This window comes from Rossellomorea marisflavi (assembly GCF_009806575.1).
In the GTDB taxonomy this organism is placed as follows: Bacteria; Bacillota; Bacilli; order Bacillales; family Bacillaceae_B; genus Rossellomorea; species Rossellomorea marisflavi_A.
The window spans coordinates 549,986-569,763 of the sequence record NZ_CP047095.1 but is presented as its reverse complement, the minus strand read 5'-3'; the positions used below and the strand labels follow the sequence as shown (position 1 = coordinate 569,763).

The following is a 19,778-nucleotide window of genomic DNA, read 5'->3' as shown; positions in this document are numbered from 1 at the left end:
ACCCAACGAGAACAATCATAGGGGGAACACCCCTATGATTGCATTTATTTTATAACGTAGGTTTGTAGCTGACAGTGTGACAAGTCCTTGATGTTTTCCATAGCTGTTGTTTCGTTCAGGGCCACTGCTTCCAACGTGTGATCCTTTATATCAACCCTGGAACTTAAAGTCTCGTACGGATTGAAGCATCGCAGGATGTAAGCATCCGACCGTTCTGCTTTTTTGATGGCACTCACTGCAGCTGTGTGGTCAGGACTGACTTCAAACAGGCTGTATTCCTTTTCAAACTGCGCTTCTTCATCGCGATTCGAGAAGATCAAGCGCCCATTAAGGAAGTCTGCCAGTTGATACACCGTAAGCGGCGACAGGTACTCCTTCGCTGTCCTGACAAGCTCTGCATCATCGAAGCCGCCTGTATTCATCTGGTATGCAAAGGTGAACTTCAGCTCACCGATCATTTGTGCATCCGGAGTCTCGATGATTTTCTCCCCAGAAGCACGACCAGGTCTGTATAGAAGATCCTCTTTACCCATATATCCGAACGTGCGGAACAGGGTGAGCGCAATCGTGTCGAAGTGCTCCCCGATGATTTCATACTCACGGACTCCTTCTGTGAAGACCGTGAATCCATGACCCTCATCATGCACGTTCACGAAACTTTGCATCGGTTCGATGGAAATCGGCTTTTCCTGCCACTCTTCTTCTTCCCACACATCCAGTTCCGGAAGGGCAACTGGTCTCTTGATTATACCAAAAGGCTGATCTGCGTAGGAGAACTTGGACGCAATATCCGTTGCGAACACTACGCGAAGGCGGTGACTGAGTGCCTGGTTATCCAAGTCTACGTTAAAGTGGATGAGCGGATCTCCTGAACGAAGTACTACCGTTACAGACAGAGGCATATCCACAGAGCATTTCCCATCGGCCCGTTCTTCCAGGTCACGTGGTACTTCCATCAACAGATTGATGTTCATGATTTCCTCTACGGCATTCCTTCCCACGTCCACCGTTCCATCCGACCCGACAGAGCTGATGATCAGATCTTTGCGCGGCGGTGAGTAGTTGTATGAATCCCCATCGTCCCCGTTTTCTTCAAAGATCATTTGATTCTTATAGACGCTTCCTGTCGGCTTATGCGTAATGGTCAGGGTGCAATCATCTTCAAATTGGATGCGGTAGTGGTCATTTTCAATGCTATCGACTTTTTCATTCGGTTGATCTCCAAGTTCGTTTTCTTTCAGATCAAAATAGAACTGAGAATATCCGAGGGACGGGATGTCATTGACTTTGACAACCAGTTTGGCTGCATATACCTTCTCGGGCAGATAGACTTTCTTGCTTGGATTGAGATAGATATGCTGATTGAGCACATAATCGGTCAACTCGGTTTTTTCTTTGATGGTGAAGGGCAACTGTTCACCGTTGACATCACGGATCGTGAATTCCTTCTCCGGGAGATAGGCGTCGAATTCCACATATCCCTTCCGTACATAAGGCAGTGCATTGAATACTGTGAAGGAGAAGGTCTCTTCCTGATTGATCTTCTGAGCGATCATACGCATATGCAGCTCAAGGAAATTGTCCCCGAGATCCCGCGCCTGCTTATACCGGAAGAAGACATCCTGATTGGTCGTATCGCTGTTGCAACCGCCGATGCTATCATGAGCGGCATTCTCGAACATGAGCTTCCAGATCTCTGCTACGGTCTCATGAGGATAGTCGTGTCCGAGGGAATGGCTGATTGTGAGGACAGGCTCCAATGTATTCGTGATGAAGTTCTCGATCTGGTTGTTCAATTGCTTGAGGTCCGCCCTCGTCGAGAAGATGGTCTTATGGATCCGGCTGTGTTTCCCTTCTGTCAGCTCCCCTTCCAATACCGGCAGGGAAGTGGCTGCTTCTTTGATCTCCTGAAGGAAGCGCTCTGGCTCGTTCAAGACATACTCACGTTCCTCATCGACCTCGTTGAATCGGTTGATAAGCTCAGGCAGATTTTTGCGGATCGGAGCCTGGTCAAAGCCATTCGGGAAATAAACATGCTCTGTAGACGCTTTTGCTTCGAGCTTCCCGACTTGTTCATTGAGATATGGAAGGATATCGTCCTCACCTTCAGGGATATTTCCTCCGTAGTAGTAACCGAATGGAATCTGAACGGCAAAGACTTCACTGCCATCCGACCCCTTCCAGGTGAACTCCGTCTGCTTCAAGCGATTATCGGCAACCCCTCTCCAGAAGAGGAATGTATCGATGCCGAACTGCTTGTAGATCTGAGGCATTTGAGCCGCCTGCCCGAATGCGTCGGGCACATAGCCGACCGCCATGGAGTGACCGAATGATTCTGCAATGCTTTGTCCGTAGTAAAGGTTCCGGACGATGGATTCACCCGAAATGACCAGCTGGTCGGTCTGTGTATACCAAGGTCCTGTCATGATGCGCTTAGCCGCGATCAACGCTTCCAGTCGCCCCCTGTCTTCTGGATACCATTTCAAGTAGTCATCTAGGAGTGATGCCTGCGCATCCAGCAGGTAGTACTTAAAATCCTCGTTGTTTTCAAGCGTTTCAAGGACTTCCTTCACCTGCTTCGCAAGATAGATTTTCGACCGTGATGTTGTGAAATACCATTCGCGATCCCAGTGTGTATGGGGAATGACGTGTACTTTTGTTTTTGCTTTCAACATGATGACCTCCTGAGGAGAAGAGATTCCTCTTCCTTTATGAGTGATCTTGGAAAATAGCCGTGTCACGGATTTCTCCGTGACAGGCGATTGATTTATTCTAAGACGAGCTCGATCTCGTCCTCTTCTGTTGGTTTTGCCGTTTTGGATGTTTTCACTTCTTCTTCGTCATTGAAGTTACCTAGGAGTACCGCACCGATGGCGATGATGAGGGCTCCACTGATTCCTCCGATCAAGTATGCGAACGGATTCCCGATGGAGATGGCTCCGTATAGTCCACCGATCGGTGGCATCTTGTCATAGGCACCAAGCAGGATCGTGATCGCTGCACCGGCGGCACATCCAATCATATTGAGCGGGATCATCTTCAGCGGATTACGGAGGGTGAACGGGATCGCCCCTTCCGTGATGCCGATCATCCCCATGATCCATGCACCATTCCCTGCTTCACGGAATGTTGCGTTGAACTTGCTTCTGCGGATGACGGTCGCAATCGCATAGCCGAGCGGCGGGATGCAGATCGCGATATTGATCATGATGTTCGGTAGATAGATACCGGAAGCCAATAAGGCGTTACCGGCCATCCAGGCTGCCTTATTGACCGGTCCACCAAGATCGAATCCGATCATGGCCCCTAGGATGACGGCCAGAAGGACTTTATTCGTTCCGCTCTGGGTCATGCTATTGATCCAATCAATCAGTCCCTGATTCAATGCGCCCAGAGGTCCACCCAATACCAGGGCCATGAGGATCCCCGTCAGGCCGACGGTGATGAGCGGAAGGATGATCAACGGTACGGTGCTTGCCGCTGCTCCCTTGATCTGAACTTTGTTCTTGATGAGGATCGTGAGGTAACCGGCAAAGAATCCGGCGATCACGGCTCCAAGGAACCCTGCATTCGTACTGATGGCCAGGCTTCCACCGACAAATCCTGCGGCAAGTGCCGGCTTCCCGCCGATCGAATAGGCGATGTAAGCAGCAAGGATCACATTGAGGAGTCCGATTGCCGTCCAGCCGACTCCCTGGAAGAGGTACACATAATGCAGGAAGCCTGATGCGTCTGCATAATCATCGAGGTTGCTCACCCCGAATCCGAATCCGATCATTTTCGCGATGGCGACCACCAGCGATCCGCCGATGATGATCGGTAGGGCGAACGATATACCTGTCATCAAATGCTGTTTTGCTTCCGATAACCACTTTTTCATCTTAAGTCCCCCTTTAGCCCCTATGCGTTTGCTTTTTGAACGGCTTCTACCGCTTTTTGAAGTACAAGCTCGGCTTTGCTGACTGCCTGACCAATTTTCACCCGCACGATGCGTTTACCTTCGAAGCGTTCCATATCTTCAATCGCCTTATCAGCCGCGATGATGACGAAATCTGCTTCAGATGCTTCCAAAGGGGTGATTTCATTTACTTTCCCCAAGGCCCCCTGCTGCTCGATCTTCACATCATACCCAAGCTTCACTCCTGCTTTCTCCAACGCTTTCGCTGCCATCGGTGTATGGGCCAATCCTGCGATACATGATGTTACGCCTACAATTTTCATAGTGGTCACGCTCCTATTTGATTAGTAAAGTACTGATAAAATTCTTCTGCCGTCTCAAGGCTCTCGAGCTTCTCCTTGAATTCATCCTCTAATAGATTGGTTGCCAGGGAAGCGATGACTTTCAAATGGAGATTCTCCAGATTGCTGCTCGGCATGAGGATCCCGAAGACGTACTTTACGTCCTTTCCGTCCAAGGAGTTCCAGTCTACTTCATTCTTCAAACGGATGAAGCAAATCCTTGCCTCCATGACGGCGTCGCTCTTTGTGTGAGGCAGGGCGACGGATTCAGCTAGTCCTGTTGAATATTCCTTCTCCCGTTGCCAGAGGTCCCTGACCAATGCTTCTTTGTTGTCTGTTATGTTGAATTTAACCGATACATCCCCGATGAAGTTCATGACATCATCCTTCGTGTCGAATTCCTTCTCCAGGAAGATCAGCTCCGGTGATAGTAGCAATTGTGTCACCCCTTATATTGTTGTGATTTGCTTATGAATCAATCATAATGAAATCGCTATCATAGATGAATATAAAGAATTTCCAAAACAATCGGAAAAAGTGTACACGTAAGATCAGACACACTATTTCCATACAAATTTACCTATATATGTTTAAAACGATTCCCCTCCGTTTAAATACATACCATACACAGCTTAAAGGAGGAGTACCATGAGTTTCCCTAAACTGATTAAGAAGTTGGAGAATCTGCACCTGCACGCCCCCGATAAGATGCTGACCGTATATTTGAATACCGACCGGAGCGACCCCGATCAGCAGGGCGGAGAATGGAAAATCGCCTTGAAGAACGGGTTCAACAGGCTCGAGGAATACCTGGAAAGCGCCCCCGAGGAACAGGAGCGATTGAAGGATCTGCGTCCAAAAGTCGAAGAGTATGTGTACAGTATGGAGCGTGAACTTCCGCGGAGCTTCATTTTTTTCGCCTCCCGGGACAGCGGCATCTGGGAAGCCATCGAGCTTCAGGTCCCGGTGGAAACCAACTTCTATTGGGAAGAAGACCCTATGCTTGACGACCTGAAGGAACTGCAACGGGCCTACCCCCATACCGGTCTCATCCTCATTCAGCAGAATCAGGTCAAGATCTTGACGTCTGCTTTCGGCAACCTTTTGTCAAACGAATCCATGGAGTTCGATCTCGACACCGATGACTGGCGGAAATACGAAGGTCCCCACCATGCAGACGCCAGCATGGGAAGCTCCAAGTCGAACCAGAAAGAAGAGTTCGAAAACCGGGTCAAGGCGAACCAGCAGCGCTGGTGGAAGAGTCTCGCCAGCATGCTGGATAAAAAAGCAGCCGATGAAAAGTGGGACCGCATCGTCCTCGTAGGCAATAAAGAAGAAGCGGCCGTATTGGAGGAAAACATGAACAAGGAAGTGCATGATACGATCGGAAAGAATCTCCTCAATGAAAATGAACACAAAGTAATTGAAAAAATCCTAGCGTAGAACGGAAAGATCCCGCCGGAAACCGGCGGGATCTTTCATTCTTTCATGCACATCCGCCCATTCCATTCATACACTGAAAACAGGAGGTGTGCGCCTATGCTATCACGAATTAAATGGTTATCTTTCTCAATCGAGCTTTTCTTGGCCGTGCCGATTTTCGGAAATCTTGCCGGTGAAGCCATCCCGTATCTTCTCTGTCTCATTTCCTTGTGGCACCTGGGAGTATTCTTCATTTCCCGCTCGGAAGACCAGCCCGTTCTTGGAAGTGTACTTGGAATCATCGCTTCCTTCCTTAATTTCTTCCCTGTCATCCGGCTTATCGCCCATGCCATCACTGCGATTGTCCTCATTTTTGAAATCCAAAAGGCTCCTGGTATGGAGTGATCAGTTCAAAAAAAACGGAGAATAATGGTTTCATTATTCTCCTCCAAAGTAAACCTACATAATGGAGAGACCGGAACCCTCCACTCGATGTTTCACCCCTGGCTATTCAGAGCGCACAATAAAAAAGCCCTATGCAGTGAAACCGCATAGAGCCCCCTTCTATAATTCATATTCCCACTCATCGCGAAGCTTCAGATAAAGGATCAGCAGCGTATTCTCAAGCTGCTCATACGTCTTCTGCTCCTTGCTCAATTCCAGCTTCGGAAACAAAACGGTGGCAATCTTCTTCGTCAGCTCATTCCGCTTCGCCAGCGGCAAATTGGTGAAACGCTCCGCATATCCTTTCAACAAGGTCCAGTCCCTCTCACCAAGCTGTTTCATATTCCATTCCTCGATCTTTAGATCTTCACTCTTGAGATTCCTTCGTTGAATCTCCTTATCCAGCCTGCTCATCCGCTTACTTTTTGCCCTTCGTTCATGAACCACGATCGTTCCCGCAACAAGGTCGCCAAGACGTTTATGCTTCGGATGGGCATACACCATGATCATCCCCAATACATAGTAAGCAGGCAGTTGATCGATGATCCTCATCAAGTTCCTGATAACTGAAGAAAGAAGCGTGATACGATGGCCATTTTCCTGCATCACATGGATGCCGAGTACTTTCTTCCCGATCGTCTTCCCATTCCAGAAATACTCAAGGCCTGCAAAGTATCCCCAGCTAAGGATGAACAGCACAATCACGACTCCCAAGATCAGATAAGGCGATACCGATCCAAGACCTAAATACATATCGAATCCCCACATACCTAAGACCGTGACGAGCAGGATCAATAAAACTGCAACGGTTATGATTGCCTGATCAATGATGAGGGCCGCTGCCCTGCTTCCGAGTCCTGCCGGTTCAAATCTCAATGAAACGTATTCGGGGGTTTTGACTTCGACTTTTTCTTCCATCATGGAAATAACCTCCTTTCGATTGAATTTCATGCGAAACAGTTTCTATTTTTTCCTAAAATTACTATAATAAGAGGTATCATTAACGACAGGAAGGTGTGCTCATGAACGTCAAACAGTTCGTTAAACAGCATCGGGAGGACTGGAAGCGCCTCGAAGAGATGGTGACGATCCTCCAGAAAAAGAAAAATACCTCAGGGGATGCAATCCGGCGCTTCAATAAGCTCTATCAAAAGGCGGCCCAGAATCTCTCTTACAGCCAGACCTACTATCCAAAAGAAGATGTCACTCAATACTTGAACGGCCTTGTTTCCAAATCTCATAATCTCTTATACAATGACCAGCTGTCCAGTGGAAAACAGGTACGACGATTCTTCTCCACTACTTTTATCGGCCTTCTCCTCGAACAGTGGAAAGCCGTCGTCATCGCCATGATCCTGTTTTTCCTGGGAGCAGCAGGGGCTTTCATTGCCGTCATCGGCGACCCCCTTGCGGCCTATTCGATCCTGCCCGACAACATGGCCCAATCCGTCGATCCTTCCTCAACCGGTGAAATCGATGGAAATGTCGACTCACCGACCATGTCTGGAGCCATCATGACGAATAACATCCAGGTTGCCTTCCTCGCATTCGTAGGCGGCATCACATTCGGTCTATTGACAACCTACGTGCTCATCATGAACGGCATCCTACTTGGAGCCCTCGCTGCCGTGTTCACCAATGCCGGACATACCTATGAATTCTGGGCATATATCGTCCCTCATGGAATGATCGAGCTGACAGCGATTTTCATTGCCGGTGGAGCCGGGCTTCTCATGGGGTATAAACTCTTTGTCCCCGGCACACTTTCGAGGGGATATCACCTCAAGGTGCAGGCCAAACGATCCGTTCAGCTCGTTCTCGGAACGATTCCGCTGTTCGTCATCGCCGGCCTCATCGAGGGATTCATCACGCCGGCAGCGATACCGCTGTCCATGAAGTATGGAGTGGCACTGGTGACCGTTCTGGGACTCATCCTTTATGTCGCCATCGGGAAGCTCCTTTTGGGAAGGAACAGATTACAAGAGTCCTCTGTTTAACACATCGATATAATGGGAAACGGCCGTTGAAGCCAGTTTCTCCTCACGGGCCTCCAGCATATGGAGGCCTTGTTTTTCCCATTTCATCTTTTCTTTCCTCTTCTCCATGATCTGTTGCTGCGCCATGCTTTTGATCATGGCCGCTTTCACACCGACTGGCTCATCCTTACTTCTTTCCATAACCGTCTCATCTTCCACTCCGATTGTCAGGAATAGATGCTGCCTCCTCAAACGTTGGAAATGAAAGAGGAGACTATCTTCATTCAAGAATGTATGCACATCACTGAATAAAAGAAGGAGACTGCGTTTTCGTTGCACCGACTGGATATGCTGGAACACAAGGGCATAATTTGATTCCGCTGCATCCACTTGAAGCGAGTAAATCTGTTCAAGGATCGTCTGCATATGGGCCATGCCTTTAGCCGGTGGCACATACACCTTGATTTCCCTGCTGAAGGCAATGACGGAAACATAGTCACCGTTCTTCAATGCAGCCGCCGCAACGGTCATGGCTGCTTCAAGTGATTTTTCAAGGCGATTTCCCTTTTTCAGTTCTGCCCCCATCATCCGGCCGCAATCGATCAGGATGGTGATATATTTCCCGTGTTCCGGCTCATACTCGTTGGTCATGACTTCTTGGAGCTTGGCGGTCTGACGCCAGTTGATCATACGTGGGTCATCACCCGTGACATATGTCCGGATCTTAGCAAACTCTCCTGATCCGCTCTTTTGTTTCCTGATCTTCTGTCCTTCATACATAAGGTACTGCTGGGCGTCTTCAAGAACCTTCCTCGTCTCGGTAAGATCCGGAATGACCCTGACAGCATCGTCCGTTTCAAATGTTTTCTGCTTTGCCCATAGCCCCAATCGGCTCCTGTAGCGAAGATAGATACGACTAAGATTGTAATCCCCCCGGACAGGTGCGACCATGCTATAGCCTCCGCTTAAACTGCTCGAAGCCGGGATCTTGCCCTTCAGAGGGAAGCGGGCTTCAAATACTTGCGGGAGCCCGTCCTTCAGTTCTATGAGCATCTCATGATGGGAAGCGTTATGGATGTGAAGGTCCACTTTATATTCGAGGCCACGTTCCACCTGATTCTCAATCTGTCTCGACATCCCCACCTCTTTTTTCTTGGGTGATAGGAGAAGATCGCACAGGCTGAGCGCGATCAAAAGTCCATCGATCATGAAAACAAGGGGCCACGGCAGACCGAACCCCCCTGCTATGACCAGGAGGATCGAAGCGATCCCGAGTACCATGAGGAGTTTTCCTGTCGGCAGGATCCCCTTATCTTGGAACAGTAACCGACCCAACAAGTTCCTGGATGATTTGGTCAACGGTCAATCCCTCCAATTCTACATGCGGGGATAGCTGGATCCTATGCCTTAGAGCTGGTTTCGCCACGATCTTAACGTCATCCGGGGTCACGTAGTCCCTCTCCTGAAGGTATGCCCATGCCCGTGCAGCCCGCGCAATGGAAATGGCGGCACGTGTACTTGCTCCGAAGCGGATTGATTCCGTCTCACGGGTACGCCGGACGATCTGCATGATGTAATCCAACACGGCGTCGTTGATGGTCACCCCTTCAATTTCATTCCTGATGGAGAGGAAGGTGGCAAGGTCCATGACCGGAGCATCCGACTCTGTTCGAATCCCCGCAATCACCTGTGCCAGTACCTGCTTCTCTTCTGCAAACGAAGGGAAATCGACATCAAGCTTGAAGAGGAAGCGATCCTGCTGGGCTTCCGGAAGTGGGTACGTCCCTTCGAACTCCAAAGGATTCTGTGTTGCTACGACGAAGAATACTTCTTCGAGGGTATACGTCTTCCCCTGGATGGTGACCTGTTTCTCTTCCATCGCTTCCAACAGGGCCGCCTGAGTCTTTGCAGGTGTCCGGTTGATTTCATCCGCCAATAGGATGTTGGTGAAGATCGGTCCCTTCAGTGTTTGGAAGGAGCTTTCTTTCATATTGTAGATGGTGCTCCCCGTAATATCGCTCGGGAGAAGGTCAGGGGTGAATTGGATCCTGTTGAATCCACCGCCGATCAATCTTGCCAGCGTCTTCACCATCTGCGTCTTCCCTGTACCCGGCACACCCTCCACGAGGACATGTCCCCCTGCCAGTACAGCAGAAAGCAATAATCTCAGGTTCGTAGATTGACCGATGATTCTCTCTTCATATTTATTCAATAGTACGCTTATTTCTTGATTCACAGATCCTCCACCTCTTTCCTCAATTCTTCAATCGCTTGTGACCATTTTACGTATTCTACTTGATCCAACCGTGTTTTCTGCAGGACGACCGGTAGCCCTTCTGTGATCGCCATGATCTTCTTATCGGGGAGAAGCTTGACCCTTCTCTTCAGGGAATCCTGTATATCCGGCCATTCCTTTGATGTCGGGATGCCCCAGCGGTCTTGAAGGGATTGCCTTACAAAGTCCGCCTGTATGTGGAGGGATTCCTTATAAAGCTTCCTCCTTATGTACCAGGAGCCCAGTGCCCGTATCCGTTCATCGCTGAACCTGACCGTTTCTTCCCTGACCGTTTCGATGGCTCCAAAGCGCTTCCCTTTCAGCCAGAGCCAGAGGATGGTCAAGATGATGAGCTGCAACAAAAAGATGAGCATCCACTGCGGATACACCAATACATCCCGTAATCCTGAAGTGCCGTAGTGATAGTACTCATCAAACAGGATGACTTCTTTATCATCGGCATCCGCTTCTTTCAGGAGGGACAAGAAGACGGGGAGATGTTCCTGCTTCAGAATATTGTTGTTGATGAACCACTGAGGATTTGTTGAGACGATGAGCTGGCCGGTACCGAACTCACGCTTCGTCGCAATGGCTCCTTCCCGATCGCTCAGAATTACTTTGTCGTCTTCCGGTATGATCCTTACATTCGAGAGCTCACCTGTTCTGAAGAGTCTCTGTCCCAGACTGACGTTGTTCGTAAACATGTCGGTATAGTCCGTTTCTATCCCGAATAATCCATCCGGGTCCTCTTTTATGAGCAGGATGGTATTTCCTCTTTCCATGAAATCCTCATACCCCCGGATTTCCTCCTGGGTGGGGACAGAAAAAGGTTCGATCATGATCAGCAGCTGATCCGACCCATCCGGAAGACCATCAGAAGGCAACTCCCACCGCGACACTTCCGGCGCTTCCTGCCCAAGGTACGTATATAGCGCTTTTGTTCCTGTCGGGGAGGGTGATTCGGAAAGGAACGGCTTATAGTCCTTGGGCTTATCTCCTGATAGGAGGACGCCCGCCGTCAGGAATAGTGCGATGGCGACGGCAAATCCGATCCATCCTTTAAGATTTGACAATCGTTTCAATGCTCTTTCCTCCCTCCCTTTTAGCTCTCATGTGCCTTGTCTTTAATGAGCTCGAGCGCCTCATCACGGAATGAGGCGTATTCTGTGGCATCCACTTCACGTTCCCCGTATGCCACTTGATCAAAGACGATCGCCAGCTTATAAAAGCGATCAGCCCATTCCTTATTGATCTTTCTCAGTTCATCATAATAATCCCAGTTCGTCTTCCATACCATGGCCTTCAGCCATTCCTTTTCATGGAAATAGAGCAGGAGGGCGAGGAACATATGACGCGTTGCCTGAGAATGATTGCCTGAGGCGGCAAGTGATTCTGCTTCTTTCATATGCCTTTTGTATGACCATTCCAATTCATTCATGGACTGGAGCGGCTTACGCTCATTCAACTTCCTTCTCTTCACCTTCCTGCTTACAAGCACTATGACGATGACTACAAGCGCAATGATGAGACAGGCGATGATTCCGATCAAAATGATGGAGGATGCCCTTGCTGTCGGCTCCACAGCTGGAAATATGGCTTCGATTGCCTTGGCAATCGCCTCAAGTGCTTTATTCCATAGTTCACTGAAGAAACCCGGATCCTGCTGATAGGCCTGATATTCCGGATCATCCAGGATGTCTTCCAACTGATCACGTGCTTTCCCTTCATTCAACAATCCGTTCCTCACCTACTTCCTATCATACTTCCAATCAGACCGTTTCATATTCATCGATTAATTGATCAAGGTCATCTCCATCATTGCGGATTTTCAAGTCGAAATAGATGATGGCATACCCGACTGAAATGACCATCGTTGTGAATAGGGTAACAAGGTTAACAAGCAGCTGATACACCACGCTGTTTCCTAGGAAAAGCCCCAGCGTCAGCTCGAGTGCAGCCGTAATAATCCCTATGATTAACGCATAGATCAAAAACAACCCCACTATGGTCCAGGACCGTCTTTTCGTCAGGTGCCAGCTTCGTCCAAGCCCAGGCGCACTGCCCTTTTCCATTGCGGAAACGGCTACACCGAATCCCCAACGGACCATAAAGTACAATACCCCGACGAAGAGGGCGGTGAACAATACGATGCTCATCAGAATTCCTATAATCGGATGGACAAGCGAGCCGAATGTGACTAGGAATGCGACAACGACCATAGGAATAATCGTCATTCCACCCGCGATGACAGCAATGAGCAGGGAGCTTCCTAGAAGGGGGCCGTACCGTGAAAAACTTTCCTTGAGAATCTGCTTATAGGTGAAGCTCTCCCCCTTCCGGATATGATCAACGGCAAAGATGATTGCTCCCTGGGCAGCCGGATAGATCAAAAACGAGATAAAAGTAATTAAACTGACGAGGAGCGAGCCGATTACATTGGCTGTGGTTACCATTTCCTCCTCCGCTGCAAGATCATTCGCCCAACTTTCCAGTCCTCCTGTGAAGATATCCGTACCTACCGACGCTTCTTTTAAGAAGCTCGTTCCCGTCAATAGGCCAATGAGCGCCTGCAGTAGGAAAAACGGACCGACCAGCGTCAGGAATACGAGGAAAAACGTTTTAAAATGCTGTTTACTCAGGCGGAACGTTTGATCCAGGATTTGTCCGAACCCCTTTGGCTTATTTAAAGAACCATTCATTTCTTTCACTCCTAATCTTTCTTTTTTTGACAATATACCGCCTATTTTATCATTTCCTGCCTGCCTTTTGACGAAATATGGCTAATTTCCTCCGTTTATACTAATATTACCATCTACCCTTCTCAGATATATAGTTTCAACCCGGCGGAAATGCAAAAAAATGTGAACCAACTAAAAAAAGACGTTTCCGACAGAATCTTCTCCTGGTCGGAAACGTCTTTTCCCCGTGGCTAACGGGCCAGATCGTGTTTGAATGCATAGATGACTGCCTGTGTCCGGTCCTGTACATCAAGCTTCGAAAGGATATTGCTGACATGGGTCTTGACCGTCTTCAACGCGATGAAGAGCTCGTCGGCAATCTCTTGATTCGTCTTGCCCTGAGTCATCAAGAGCAGGATCTCAAGCTCCCTGTTCGTCAGCTCCTCATGGGGATGAATGACGGTCTTCTGCCTCATCCTGGTCATCATCTTCCCCGTCACTTCCGGCTCGAGGATCGATTGACCGGCATAGGTCTTCCTGACGGCTTCGGCAATTTCATTCGCCTTGGATGTTTTCAGCATGTAGCTGACTGCGCCCGCTTCAAGCGCCGGATACACTTTGTCATCATCGAGGAAGCTCGTGACGATGATGATCTTCGCTTCCGGCCACTGGGAGACGATGTCTTTTGTTGCTTCGATACCGTCCTTCCCTTTCATGACGAGATCCATCAAGATGATGTCCGGTCGCAGCTCCAACGCCATCCGGACCCCTTCACTGCCGTCGGATGCTTCCCCGACGACTTCGATATCAGGCTGCGCTGACAGATAGGCGGATACACCGATCCTCACCATTTCATGGTCATCGACAAATACTACCTTAATCATGGCTGTCCCCTTCCTTCTCCACAACAGGCACCTTGACTTCCAGGCTCGTGCCTTTACCCGGTACACTGATGATTTTGACCGTACCCCCGATTTCCAGGGCGCGTTCTTTCATATTCTGAAGTCCATAGGAGCTTGTCACCTTGGACTCGTTCACATCAAACCCCTGACCATCATCCACGACCCTCAAGATGATCATGGATTCACGGATGATCAATCGTACATCAAGGCTCGCCGCCTTTGCATGGCGCAGGGTGTTGGATACGGATTCCTGCAAGATCCGGAAAAGATGGTCCTCCACTCCTTTATCAAGATCCATCTCCTCCACCTTCCACCGGATATCAAGGGGCATCTTCTGGGCCAGCTCCACAAGGAGTTCTTCCATTCCCTGCTGAAGGGTCTTCCCTCTCAGGGCAACGGGACGAAGATGGAGAAGAAGCGCCCGCATCTCAAGCTGGGATTGTTGGATCGTCCTTTCCACCATATCAAGCTGCTTCTGTTCCCCGGGAGAACGGGATTCAGAAGGGGTCTCCGCTATGGCAGACATAAGCATGGAGGCTGCAAACAGCTGCTGGCTCACAGAGTCATGAAGTTCCCTCGCCAGCCGATTCCGCTCCTCCGATACGATTTCCTGGACACGTTTCTCCGACTCTTCCGCCTTTTGTGTGGCAAGCTTCTGCGAGGTCCTTGCCTGTTCGGAAAGCTGAGTCCTTAAATCATCGGCTTTCCTCAGTACATGGTAGAGCTCTCCTCCGTCATCCTGAATCTGTACAGGTTTCCCCTGTTTGGCGAGAAGGAGCGCCTCTTCGATTTCCCTGAACTGCCGCTTCTGCCCCAAGCCCGTTTTAACACCGAAAGCCACGCCGATGATCAGGCAAACGAACAAGATGAACCCCAACCCGGGAATGTCCATGATCTCCACTTCCAGGAGCAGAGACCAATCAGATAGGGGAAAAAGATAAAAATAGCCTGCCGTGACAAGGATGAAGAGTCCCAGCGACAACAGAATACTGCGTATGACCTGCTTTCCTACGCTGCTCATGTCCGTTTCACCTCGAGATCCCCCACCCACATGGATATGACTACCTTCACTTTTTGCGGGGCTTCCTCGTAGCCTGGTGTTTGATAATACAGGGACTCATTGAAAACCCGGGGTTCCTGATGCTCGAATACTTCGATTGCCCCTGCCAGGACGGAGTGATGGATGCTCACTTCCACATCATAAGGAACCAGGATTTCAATATTCCCCAAGATGTTCCTTACCGTCACAACCGACGTCCCTTTCGGCAGGTACGTATTCCCGAGATCGATGACCGTATCACCGATTATCCCTTGAACATTGATATCCTCCCACTCATAGACCCCCTCAGGTGTCTTTTTGCGACCGAACCATTCGTTTTGGATCGCAGCCCGTTTTAGCACGACGGGAGCCGTCAAAGGCGGGGCTCCCTCCTTAAATGACGGCTGCACCGTCTTAGGAGATTTTTTCGAGTCGGCATAACGGAAGATCACGTAGAGCAATAAGGCAAACAGCGAGAACTTGAAGGCCACCGTGTTGAAAATGTTGACCACGAGGACGATGATCCCGAACCACATGAGCATCCTGCCCGATTTACTCGGAAGCTTCTTCCTTCCAAGATAAATGCAGAATGCTGCGATGCAAAGGAAGATGAGAACACCTCCATCAAAAAAAGACACCTCAAGGAGCAGTAGTAATGTCCCGATCAAGATGATCCAGCTGATGCCGTCAGTTCTAAGTCGATTGATCAAAGCATTCCCTCCTCCCCTTGTCTATCAATCGGAAAGGGGGTGACCCACATCGGGCAACCCCTTTTTCACTATGATTAGAATACCATGTTTTATGAAGCTGTTTCTTCTTTTTTCGTTTCTTTTTCCAATTGTGCGATCTTGGCATCAATGGTCGAGCGATAGTATGAGTTTTGGACTCCGTGCTCCAACCGGTCAAGATACTGCTCGATTTCATCAAACTTGGAGAAACGCCCATCTGTGTAGCCTGCGGACGGATCCAGTACGGTATTGACCTTGCTGTGGGCACGAGCGATGTTCTCCCTGCCCATGAGTTCCATCCGTTTGATGTACATATCTTTCAGCTTGTGCTTCATCTCTTCATATTTCCGCTCCAGATCCTGCAAATCCTTTTCAGCCTGAGCTGCAGATTCAGCGATCCTAAGCGCCCTTTCTTCATAGAACGCCTGCTCCTGAACGGCAAACTGATGAAGCTCGGTTTCTCCTGCATTCCCTGCCACCTCTGCCTGATGCTTACGCTTTTCAGCAAGGGATAGAGCATGATGATGCTCTTTCTTGAACTCTTCCTTCAGCGTGTACTGGCGCTCCATCAGCTTCTGGACTTTTTCTACTTCTTGCTCACACTGCCTCAAGTATTGATTCAGCACAGCGATCGGATTCTTCTGTTCCTTTTTGTCGATGACTTCGTGGATATCGGACATGACGGTATGTTTGATTCGTTGAAATAGGTTTCCCATTGTTTTTCTCTCCTTTAAGATCAGTTTTTATTCAATTTGGACCATTCGCGTTCAAAGTTCGTGAACGGATCGGCGGATTCTTCTTTCACCGTTTCTTCCTTGTTCCAGTTCTTATAAATCACATAGAGGACGTACAGGGCAACCAAGCCGATGATGGCCGGGAAGTTCGAGACGGTCGAGCTGAAAGCTGCGAGACCAATCAGTGCCCAAACGATCTTGGCGAACGTCGAGTCTGTTTTCAGGAATTGCTTGATGCTCACGTACATGAGGGCACCCGATATAAGAAGGACCGCGATCGGACCCAGATTCACAAGGAGCACGATGGCCGAGATCCCCCCTGCCACAATCAAACCGAATTTCTTCATCATTGTTTCCTCCTTTCTTCTTCATGTCTTTATCCTACCTGCTACGCTCTTTTTTCATAACGAGCTACAGCCAGATTTCACACTAGGACCTGAGACGTAGCGCTACTCGGACCGGCATGCTGATTGGCCGTTCCTATTCGATGCAGGATTTGTTTATCATGGGAAGCATGTCGAGCTTTCTCGTGCCTTCGGGATTTTAATCATCCAGGTATAGTTCTAATTGAGGTCCTTGTTGGGAAGGTAGTCCGTTCCTTTGCGCTGCAGGGATTCGCTTTCCGCGGGGAGCATGTCGAGCCTCCTGATGCCAAGCAGGATTTTTGATCATCCTGATCCTAGTTAGAATTAATGGCTTCGTAGTCCTAAGTGAAGACTTTGGTTGGAAGGTAGTCCGTTCCTTTGCGCTGCAGGGATTTGCTTTCCGCGGGGAGCATGTCGAGCCTCCTCGTGCCTGCGGGGTCTCAATCATCCCCCTTTTCCGCAGGAGTCAAATCCCTTCCGCTCCAATCCACTCAGTGCCATTGGACTAGGGGAGGTAATCGTTTGTTAATAAGGATAGAAAGTCATGCTAAAAAAGAAACCAGGCATGTGATGACCTGTTTCGAATTATCCGATTACCCTTCCTGCGCGCAAGGTGCAGCGCACGGAACGGTCTCGCATTCACACCATACTCATTGTAAAAACAGGATGGCGATTTCCTGTTCCAATCAGCACATCCCCTCTCATTTCCACAGAGTGCAGTGCAGCGAAGGCCTCCCGACTCCTATGGGAATAGCGGGCAGGGTGAGACCCTGCAGGCGCGCCGAAGCGGCTCACCGCACGCCCCATGGAAAGCGGGTGGCCGCAGCGGAACGGAACGATCTCCTCTCCACCACGTACCCATTGCAAGAGCAGGATAGCAATTTTTCCTGTTTCGAATCAGCACATCCCCTCTCATACGCACAGAGTGAAGTGCAGCGAAGACCTCCCGACTCCTATGGGAGAAGCGGGTAGGGTGAGACCCTGCAGGCAACGCCGAAGCGGTTCACCGCACGCCCCATGGAAAGCGGGTGGCCGCAGCGAAACGGAACGATCTCCTCTCTACCACATACTCGTTAAAAAATAGGATGGCAATCCCACAAAAAAAAACAGCGCCTGCCAGAAACCTGACAAACGCTGTTCATGCTTATTTCGTCAACTCGAGAAACTCCTCCGCATCCTGAATGCAAAGCCTGATCCCCTTCTCCCAGAACGCCTCTTTCGTGATATCCTCGCCAAGATGCTTCATCGCAAGCTCCTCCACATTCATCACCGCCGTATCACGAAGCAGCGCCATATACTTCTCCTCATAATCCCCGCCAGCCTCAAGAGCCTTCGCATAAATGCTCAGCGAGAACAAGTATCCGAACGTATACGGGAAGTTATAGAACGGCACGCCCGTGATGTAGAAATGAAGCTTCGATGCCCAGAAGTGTGGATGGACTTCATCCACTGCACCCGCATACGCTTCCTTCTGCGCTTCCGCCATCAGCTCATTCAGTTTATCGGCTGATACGATCCCTTTCTCACGCTCCTCATAGAATCGCGTCTCGAACAGGAAACGCGCGTGGATGTTCATGAAGAACGCCACACTGCGCTGAAGCTTGTCTTCAATAAGCGCGACCTTCTCTTCCTTCGATCCCGCTTCCTGTACCGCCGCGTCCGCCACGATCATTTCTGCAAATGTGGAGGCCGTTTCAGCCACGTTCATGGCATAATTGCGGTTCAGCGTATGCATGTCCTTCAGGGCATGTGAATGGAACGCATGACCAAGCTCATGGGCAAGGGTCGATACATTGGACATCGTCCCCGAATAGGTCATGAAGATCCGTGACTGCTGACTGAGTGGGAAGGAGGTACAGAAGCCTCCAGGACGTTTCCCGGGACGATCCTCCGCTTCGATCCAAGAATCCTCGAACGCTTTTTCTGTGAACTGGGCCATCTCGGATCCGAAACGCGCAAACTGTTTCTGGATGAATGCCGCTCCTTCATCGTAGGACATGGTGGAGGTCGTTTTTGCCACAGGGGCATCAAGGTCTGACCATGTCAGCTTTTCCTTGCCTAGGATCTTCGCTTTTCGATTAAGGTACTCGACGAATGGAGCCTTATGTTTGGAGATCGCTCCCCACATGGCATCGAGGGTTTCCTGCTTCATCCGGTTGTATTCAAGAGGCTCTTTTAAAATCTCTTCCCAGCCTCGCTTTTTATAGACATTGAGCCTGAATCCGGATAGGTGATTCAGTGTTTTGGCAAACAGCTCTTCTTTTTCTCCCCAGGCTTTTTCAAGCTTCTCGAACACTGCTTTACGCGTGTTGTCGTCAGGGTGGGAAAGAAGATTATTCGCCTGTCCTACGGAATAGCTCTTCCCGTCATGTTCGATGGTCATGGTGCCTACGATTGTGTCATACATCTGGCCCCATCCATGGTAGCCGTCCACTGCAAGTGCCCCGATCAAAGACTCTTCCTCACTTGATAGTTTATCTTTTGCTTTTTGACGCCATTCTTCAAGGACAAAGGCGATTTCCTTCAGTCCTTCATGCTTGAGTAGCTCGGCCCATACCTGTTCGCTGCATTCAGACAGCTGCTGCTGGAATTTCGTGAACACACTTGAAAAGTCCGCGCTGATGGTCGTCACTTCTCCGCGAAGGGCATTGGCCTTCCTGTCGTGCATATCCTGTGCCTCGAGACAGCTGACGAATGCGCCTGCCTGTCTGAGGTTCATCATGACGTCTTTCGCTTCATCGATCAGTTTCCAGACGAGGGCTGCATCTTCTCCAGTTTGAGGCGGATAGAATGCCACCGCATTTTCTTCGAACCGGCGCTTCATCTCTTTCAGTTTTTCCAGATGTGCCCGGAACTCGGCTGATCCGCTCCCCCCTTCGAAAAATACGTCCAGATCCCAAACTTCCGAATATGTATGTGTTGAATGGCTCATTATGTCCTCCTAAAAGTGTTCGTTTTTATCCTTCTCTCTGCCTT

The 19,778-nt window shown here is 49.6% G+C and carries 20 protein-coding genes; 3 read left to right on the top strand and 17 right to left on the bottom strand.

Annotated elements, in window-relative coordinates; genetic code table 11:
- Positions 1-44: 44 nt before the first annotated feature.
- The 4 genes from mngB to D5E69_RS02900 form a co-directional block, all read right to left on the bottom strand.
- On the bottom strand, positions 45-2,675 hold the full coding sequence (mngB, locus tag D5E69_RS02915) for a mannosylglycerate hydrolase (RefSeq protein ID WP_148797156.1): 2,631 nt from the start codon (positions 2,673-2,675) through the stop codon (positions 45-47).
- Between the two features lie 92 nt (positions 2,676-2,767).
- The gene (locus D5E69_RS02910; protein ID WP_048006780.1) at positions 2,768-3,880 is read right to left on the bottom strand and encodes a PTS fructose transporter subunit IIC; all 1,113 of its coding nucleotides are present in this window, start codon (positions 3,878-3,880) and stop codon (positions 2,768-2,770) included.
- A gap of 20 nt (positions 3,881-3,900) precedes the next feature.
- The gene (locus tag D5E69_RS02905) at positions 3,901-4,221 is read right to left on the bottom strand and encodes a PTS fructose transporter subunit IIB (RefSeq protein WP_048006779.1); all 321 of its coding nucleotides are present in this window, start codon (positions 4,219-4,221) and stop codon (positions 3,901-3,903) included.
- A 5-nt stretch (positions 4,222-4,226) separates the two neighbouring features.
- On the bottom strand, positions 4,227-4,676 hold the full coding sequence (locus D5E69_RS02900; protein WP_048006778.1) for a PTS sugar transporter subunit IIA: 450 nt from the start codon (positions 4,674-4,676) through the stop codon (positions 4,227-4,229).
- Positions 4,677-4,887: 211 nt separating this feature from the next.
- Between D5E69_RS02900 and D5E69_RS02895 the strand changes: the two genes are divergently transcribed.
- Together D5E69_RS02895 and D5E69_RS02890 are read left to right on the top strand one after the other, a co-directional pair.
- Entirely contained in the window at positions 4,888-5,682 is a 795-nt protein-coding gene (locus D5E69_RS02895) for a VLRF1 family aeRF1-type release factor (RefSeq protein WP_048006777.1), read from the top strand.
- A 96-nt stretch (positions 5,683-5,778) separates the two neighbouring features.
- Positions 5,779-6,066, top strand: a complete 288-nt coding sequence (locus tag D5E69_RS02890) for a hypothetical protein (protein WP_048006776.1) — start codon at positions 5,779-5,781, stop codon at positions 6,064-6,066.
- A gap of 159 nt (positions 6,067-6,225) precedes the next feature.
- Here D5E69_RS02890 and D5E69_RS02885 read toward each other — a convergent pair whose 3' ends face one another.
- Positions 6,226-7,026, bottom strand: a complete 801-nt coding sequence (locus D5E69_RS02885; RefSeq protein WP_159129158.1) for an RDD family protein — start codon at positions 7,024-7,026, stop codon at positions 6,226-6,228.
- Positions 7,027-7,127: 101 nt separating this feature from the next.
- Here D5E69_RS02885 and D5E69_RS02880 point away from each other — a divergent pair, with 101 nt between their 5' ends.
- Positions 7,128-8,102, top strand: coding sequence for a stage II sporulation protein M (locus tag D5E69_RS02880; RefSeq protein ID WP_048006774.1), 975 nt, complete (start codon positions 7,128-7,130; stop codon positions 8,100-8,102).
- On the opposite strand, the gene D5E69_RS02875 is transcribed toward D5E69_RS02880, so the two are convergent.
- The 12 genes from D5E69_RS02875 to D5E69_RS02820 form a co-directional block, all read right to left on the bottom strand.
- The gene (locus tag D5E69_RS02875) at positions 8,082-9,419 is read right to left on the bottom strand and encodes a DUF58 domain-containing protein (protein WP_231888761.1); all 1,338 of its coding nucleotides are present in this window, start codon (positions 9,417-9,419) and stop codon (positions 8,082-8,084) included. The two genes, D5E69_RS02880 and D5E69_RS02875, sit on opposite strands and share 21 nt — an antisense overlap.
- Positions 9,391-10,317: an AAA family ATPase gene (locus tag D5E69_RS02870; RefSeq protein WP_048006773.1), complete on the bottom strand. Its 927-nt coding sequence runs from the start codon at positions 10,315-10,317 to the stop codon at positions 9,391-9,393. The genes D5E69_RS02875 and D5E69_RS02870 overlap by 29 nt, the downstream gene beginning before the upstream one ends.
- On the bottom strand, positions 10,314-11,438 hold the full coding sequence (locus D5E69_RS02865; RefSeq protein WP_053071989.1) for a DUF4350 domain-containing protein: 1,125 nt from the start codon (positions 11,436-11,438) through the stop codon (positions 10,314-10,316). The genes D5E69_RS02870 and D5E69_RS02865 overlap by 4 nt, the downstream gene beginning before the upstream one ends.
- 20 nt (positions 11,439-11,458) lie before the next feature.
- The gene (locus D5E69_RS02860) at positions 11,459-12,088 is read right to left on the bottom strand and encodes a DUF4129 domain-containing protein (RefSeq protein ID WP_187427188.1); all 630 of its coding nucleotides are present in this window, start codon (positions 12,086-12,088) and stop codon (positions 11,459-11,461) included.
- Between the two features lie 37 nt (positions 12,089-12,125).
- Positions 12,126-13,055 (bottom strand): DUF8558 domain-containing protein, encoded by a 930-nt coding sequence (locus D5E69_RS02855; protein WP_048006771.1) that lies wholly within the window; start codon positions 13,053-13,055, stop codon positions 12,126-12,128.
- A 230-nt stretch (positions 13,056-13,285) separates the two neighbouring features.
- Positions 13,286-13,918, bottom strand: coding sequence for a response regulator transcription factor (locus D5E69_RS02850; RefSeq protein ID WP_048006770.1), 633 nt, complete (start codon positions 13,916-13,918; stop codon positions 13,286-13,288).
- On the bottom strand, positions 13,911-14,957 hold the full coding sequence (locus D5E69_RS02845; protein WP_048006769.1) for a sensor histidine kinase: 1,047 nt from the start codon (positions 14,955-14,957) through the stop codon (positions 13,911-13,913). The genes D5E69_RS02850 and D5E69_RS02845 overlap by 8 nt, the downstream gene beginning before the upstream one ends.
- A complete protein-coding gene (gene liaF, locus D5E69_RS02840) occupies positions 14,954-15,685 on the bottom strand; it encodes a cell wall-active antibiotics response protein LiaF (RefSeq protein WP_048006768.1) in 732 nt (243 codons plus the stop codon). Before liaF ends, D5E69_RS02845 begins: the two co-directional genes overlap by 4 nt.
- An 89-nt stretch (positions 15,686-15,774) precedes the next feature.
- Positions 15,775-16,419 (bottom strand): PspA/IM30 family protein, encoded by a 645-nt coding sequence (locus D5E69_RS02835; protein WP_048006767.1) that lies wholly within the window; start codon positions 16,417-16,419, stop codon positions 15,775-15,777.
- 20 nt (positions 16,420-16,439) lie between these two features.
- Positions 16,440-16,787 carry a lmo0954 family membrane protein gene (locus tag D5E69_RS02830; protein ID WP_311284953.1) on the bottom strand — a complete coding sequence of 116 codons (348 nt, stop codon included), beginning with the start codon at positions 16,785-16,787 and terminating at the stop codon, positions 16,440-16,442.
- A gap of 654 nt (positions 16,788-17,441) precedes the next feature.
- Entirely contained in the window at positions 17,442-17,669 is a 228-nt protein-coding gene (locus tag D5E69_RS02825; RefSeq protein WP_159129157.1) for a hypothetical protein, read from the bottom strand.
- Positions 17,670-17,946: 277 nt separating this feature from the next.
- Positions 17,947-19,734 (bottom strand): M3 family oligoendopeptidase, encoded by a 1,788-nt coding sequence (locus D5E69_RS02820; RefSeq protein WP_048006765.1) that lies wholly within the window; start codon positions 19,732-19,734, stop codon positions 17,947-17,949.
- Positions 19,735-19,778: the final 44 nt, after the last annotated feature.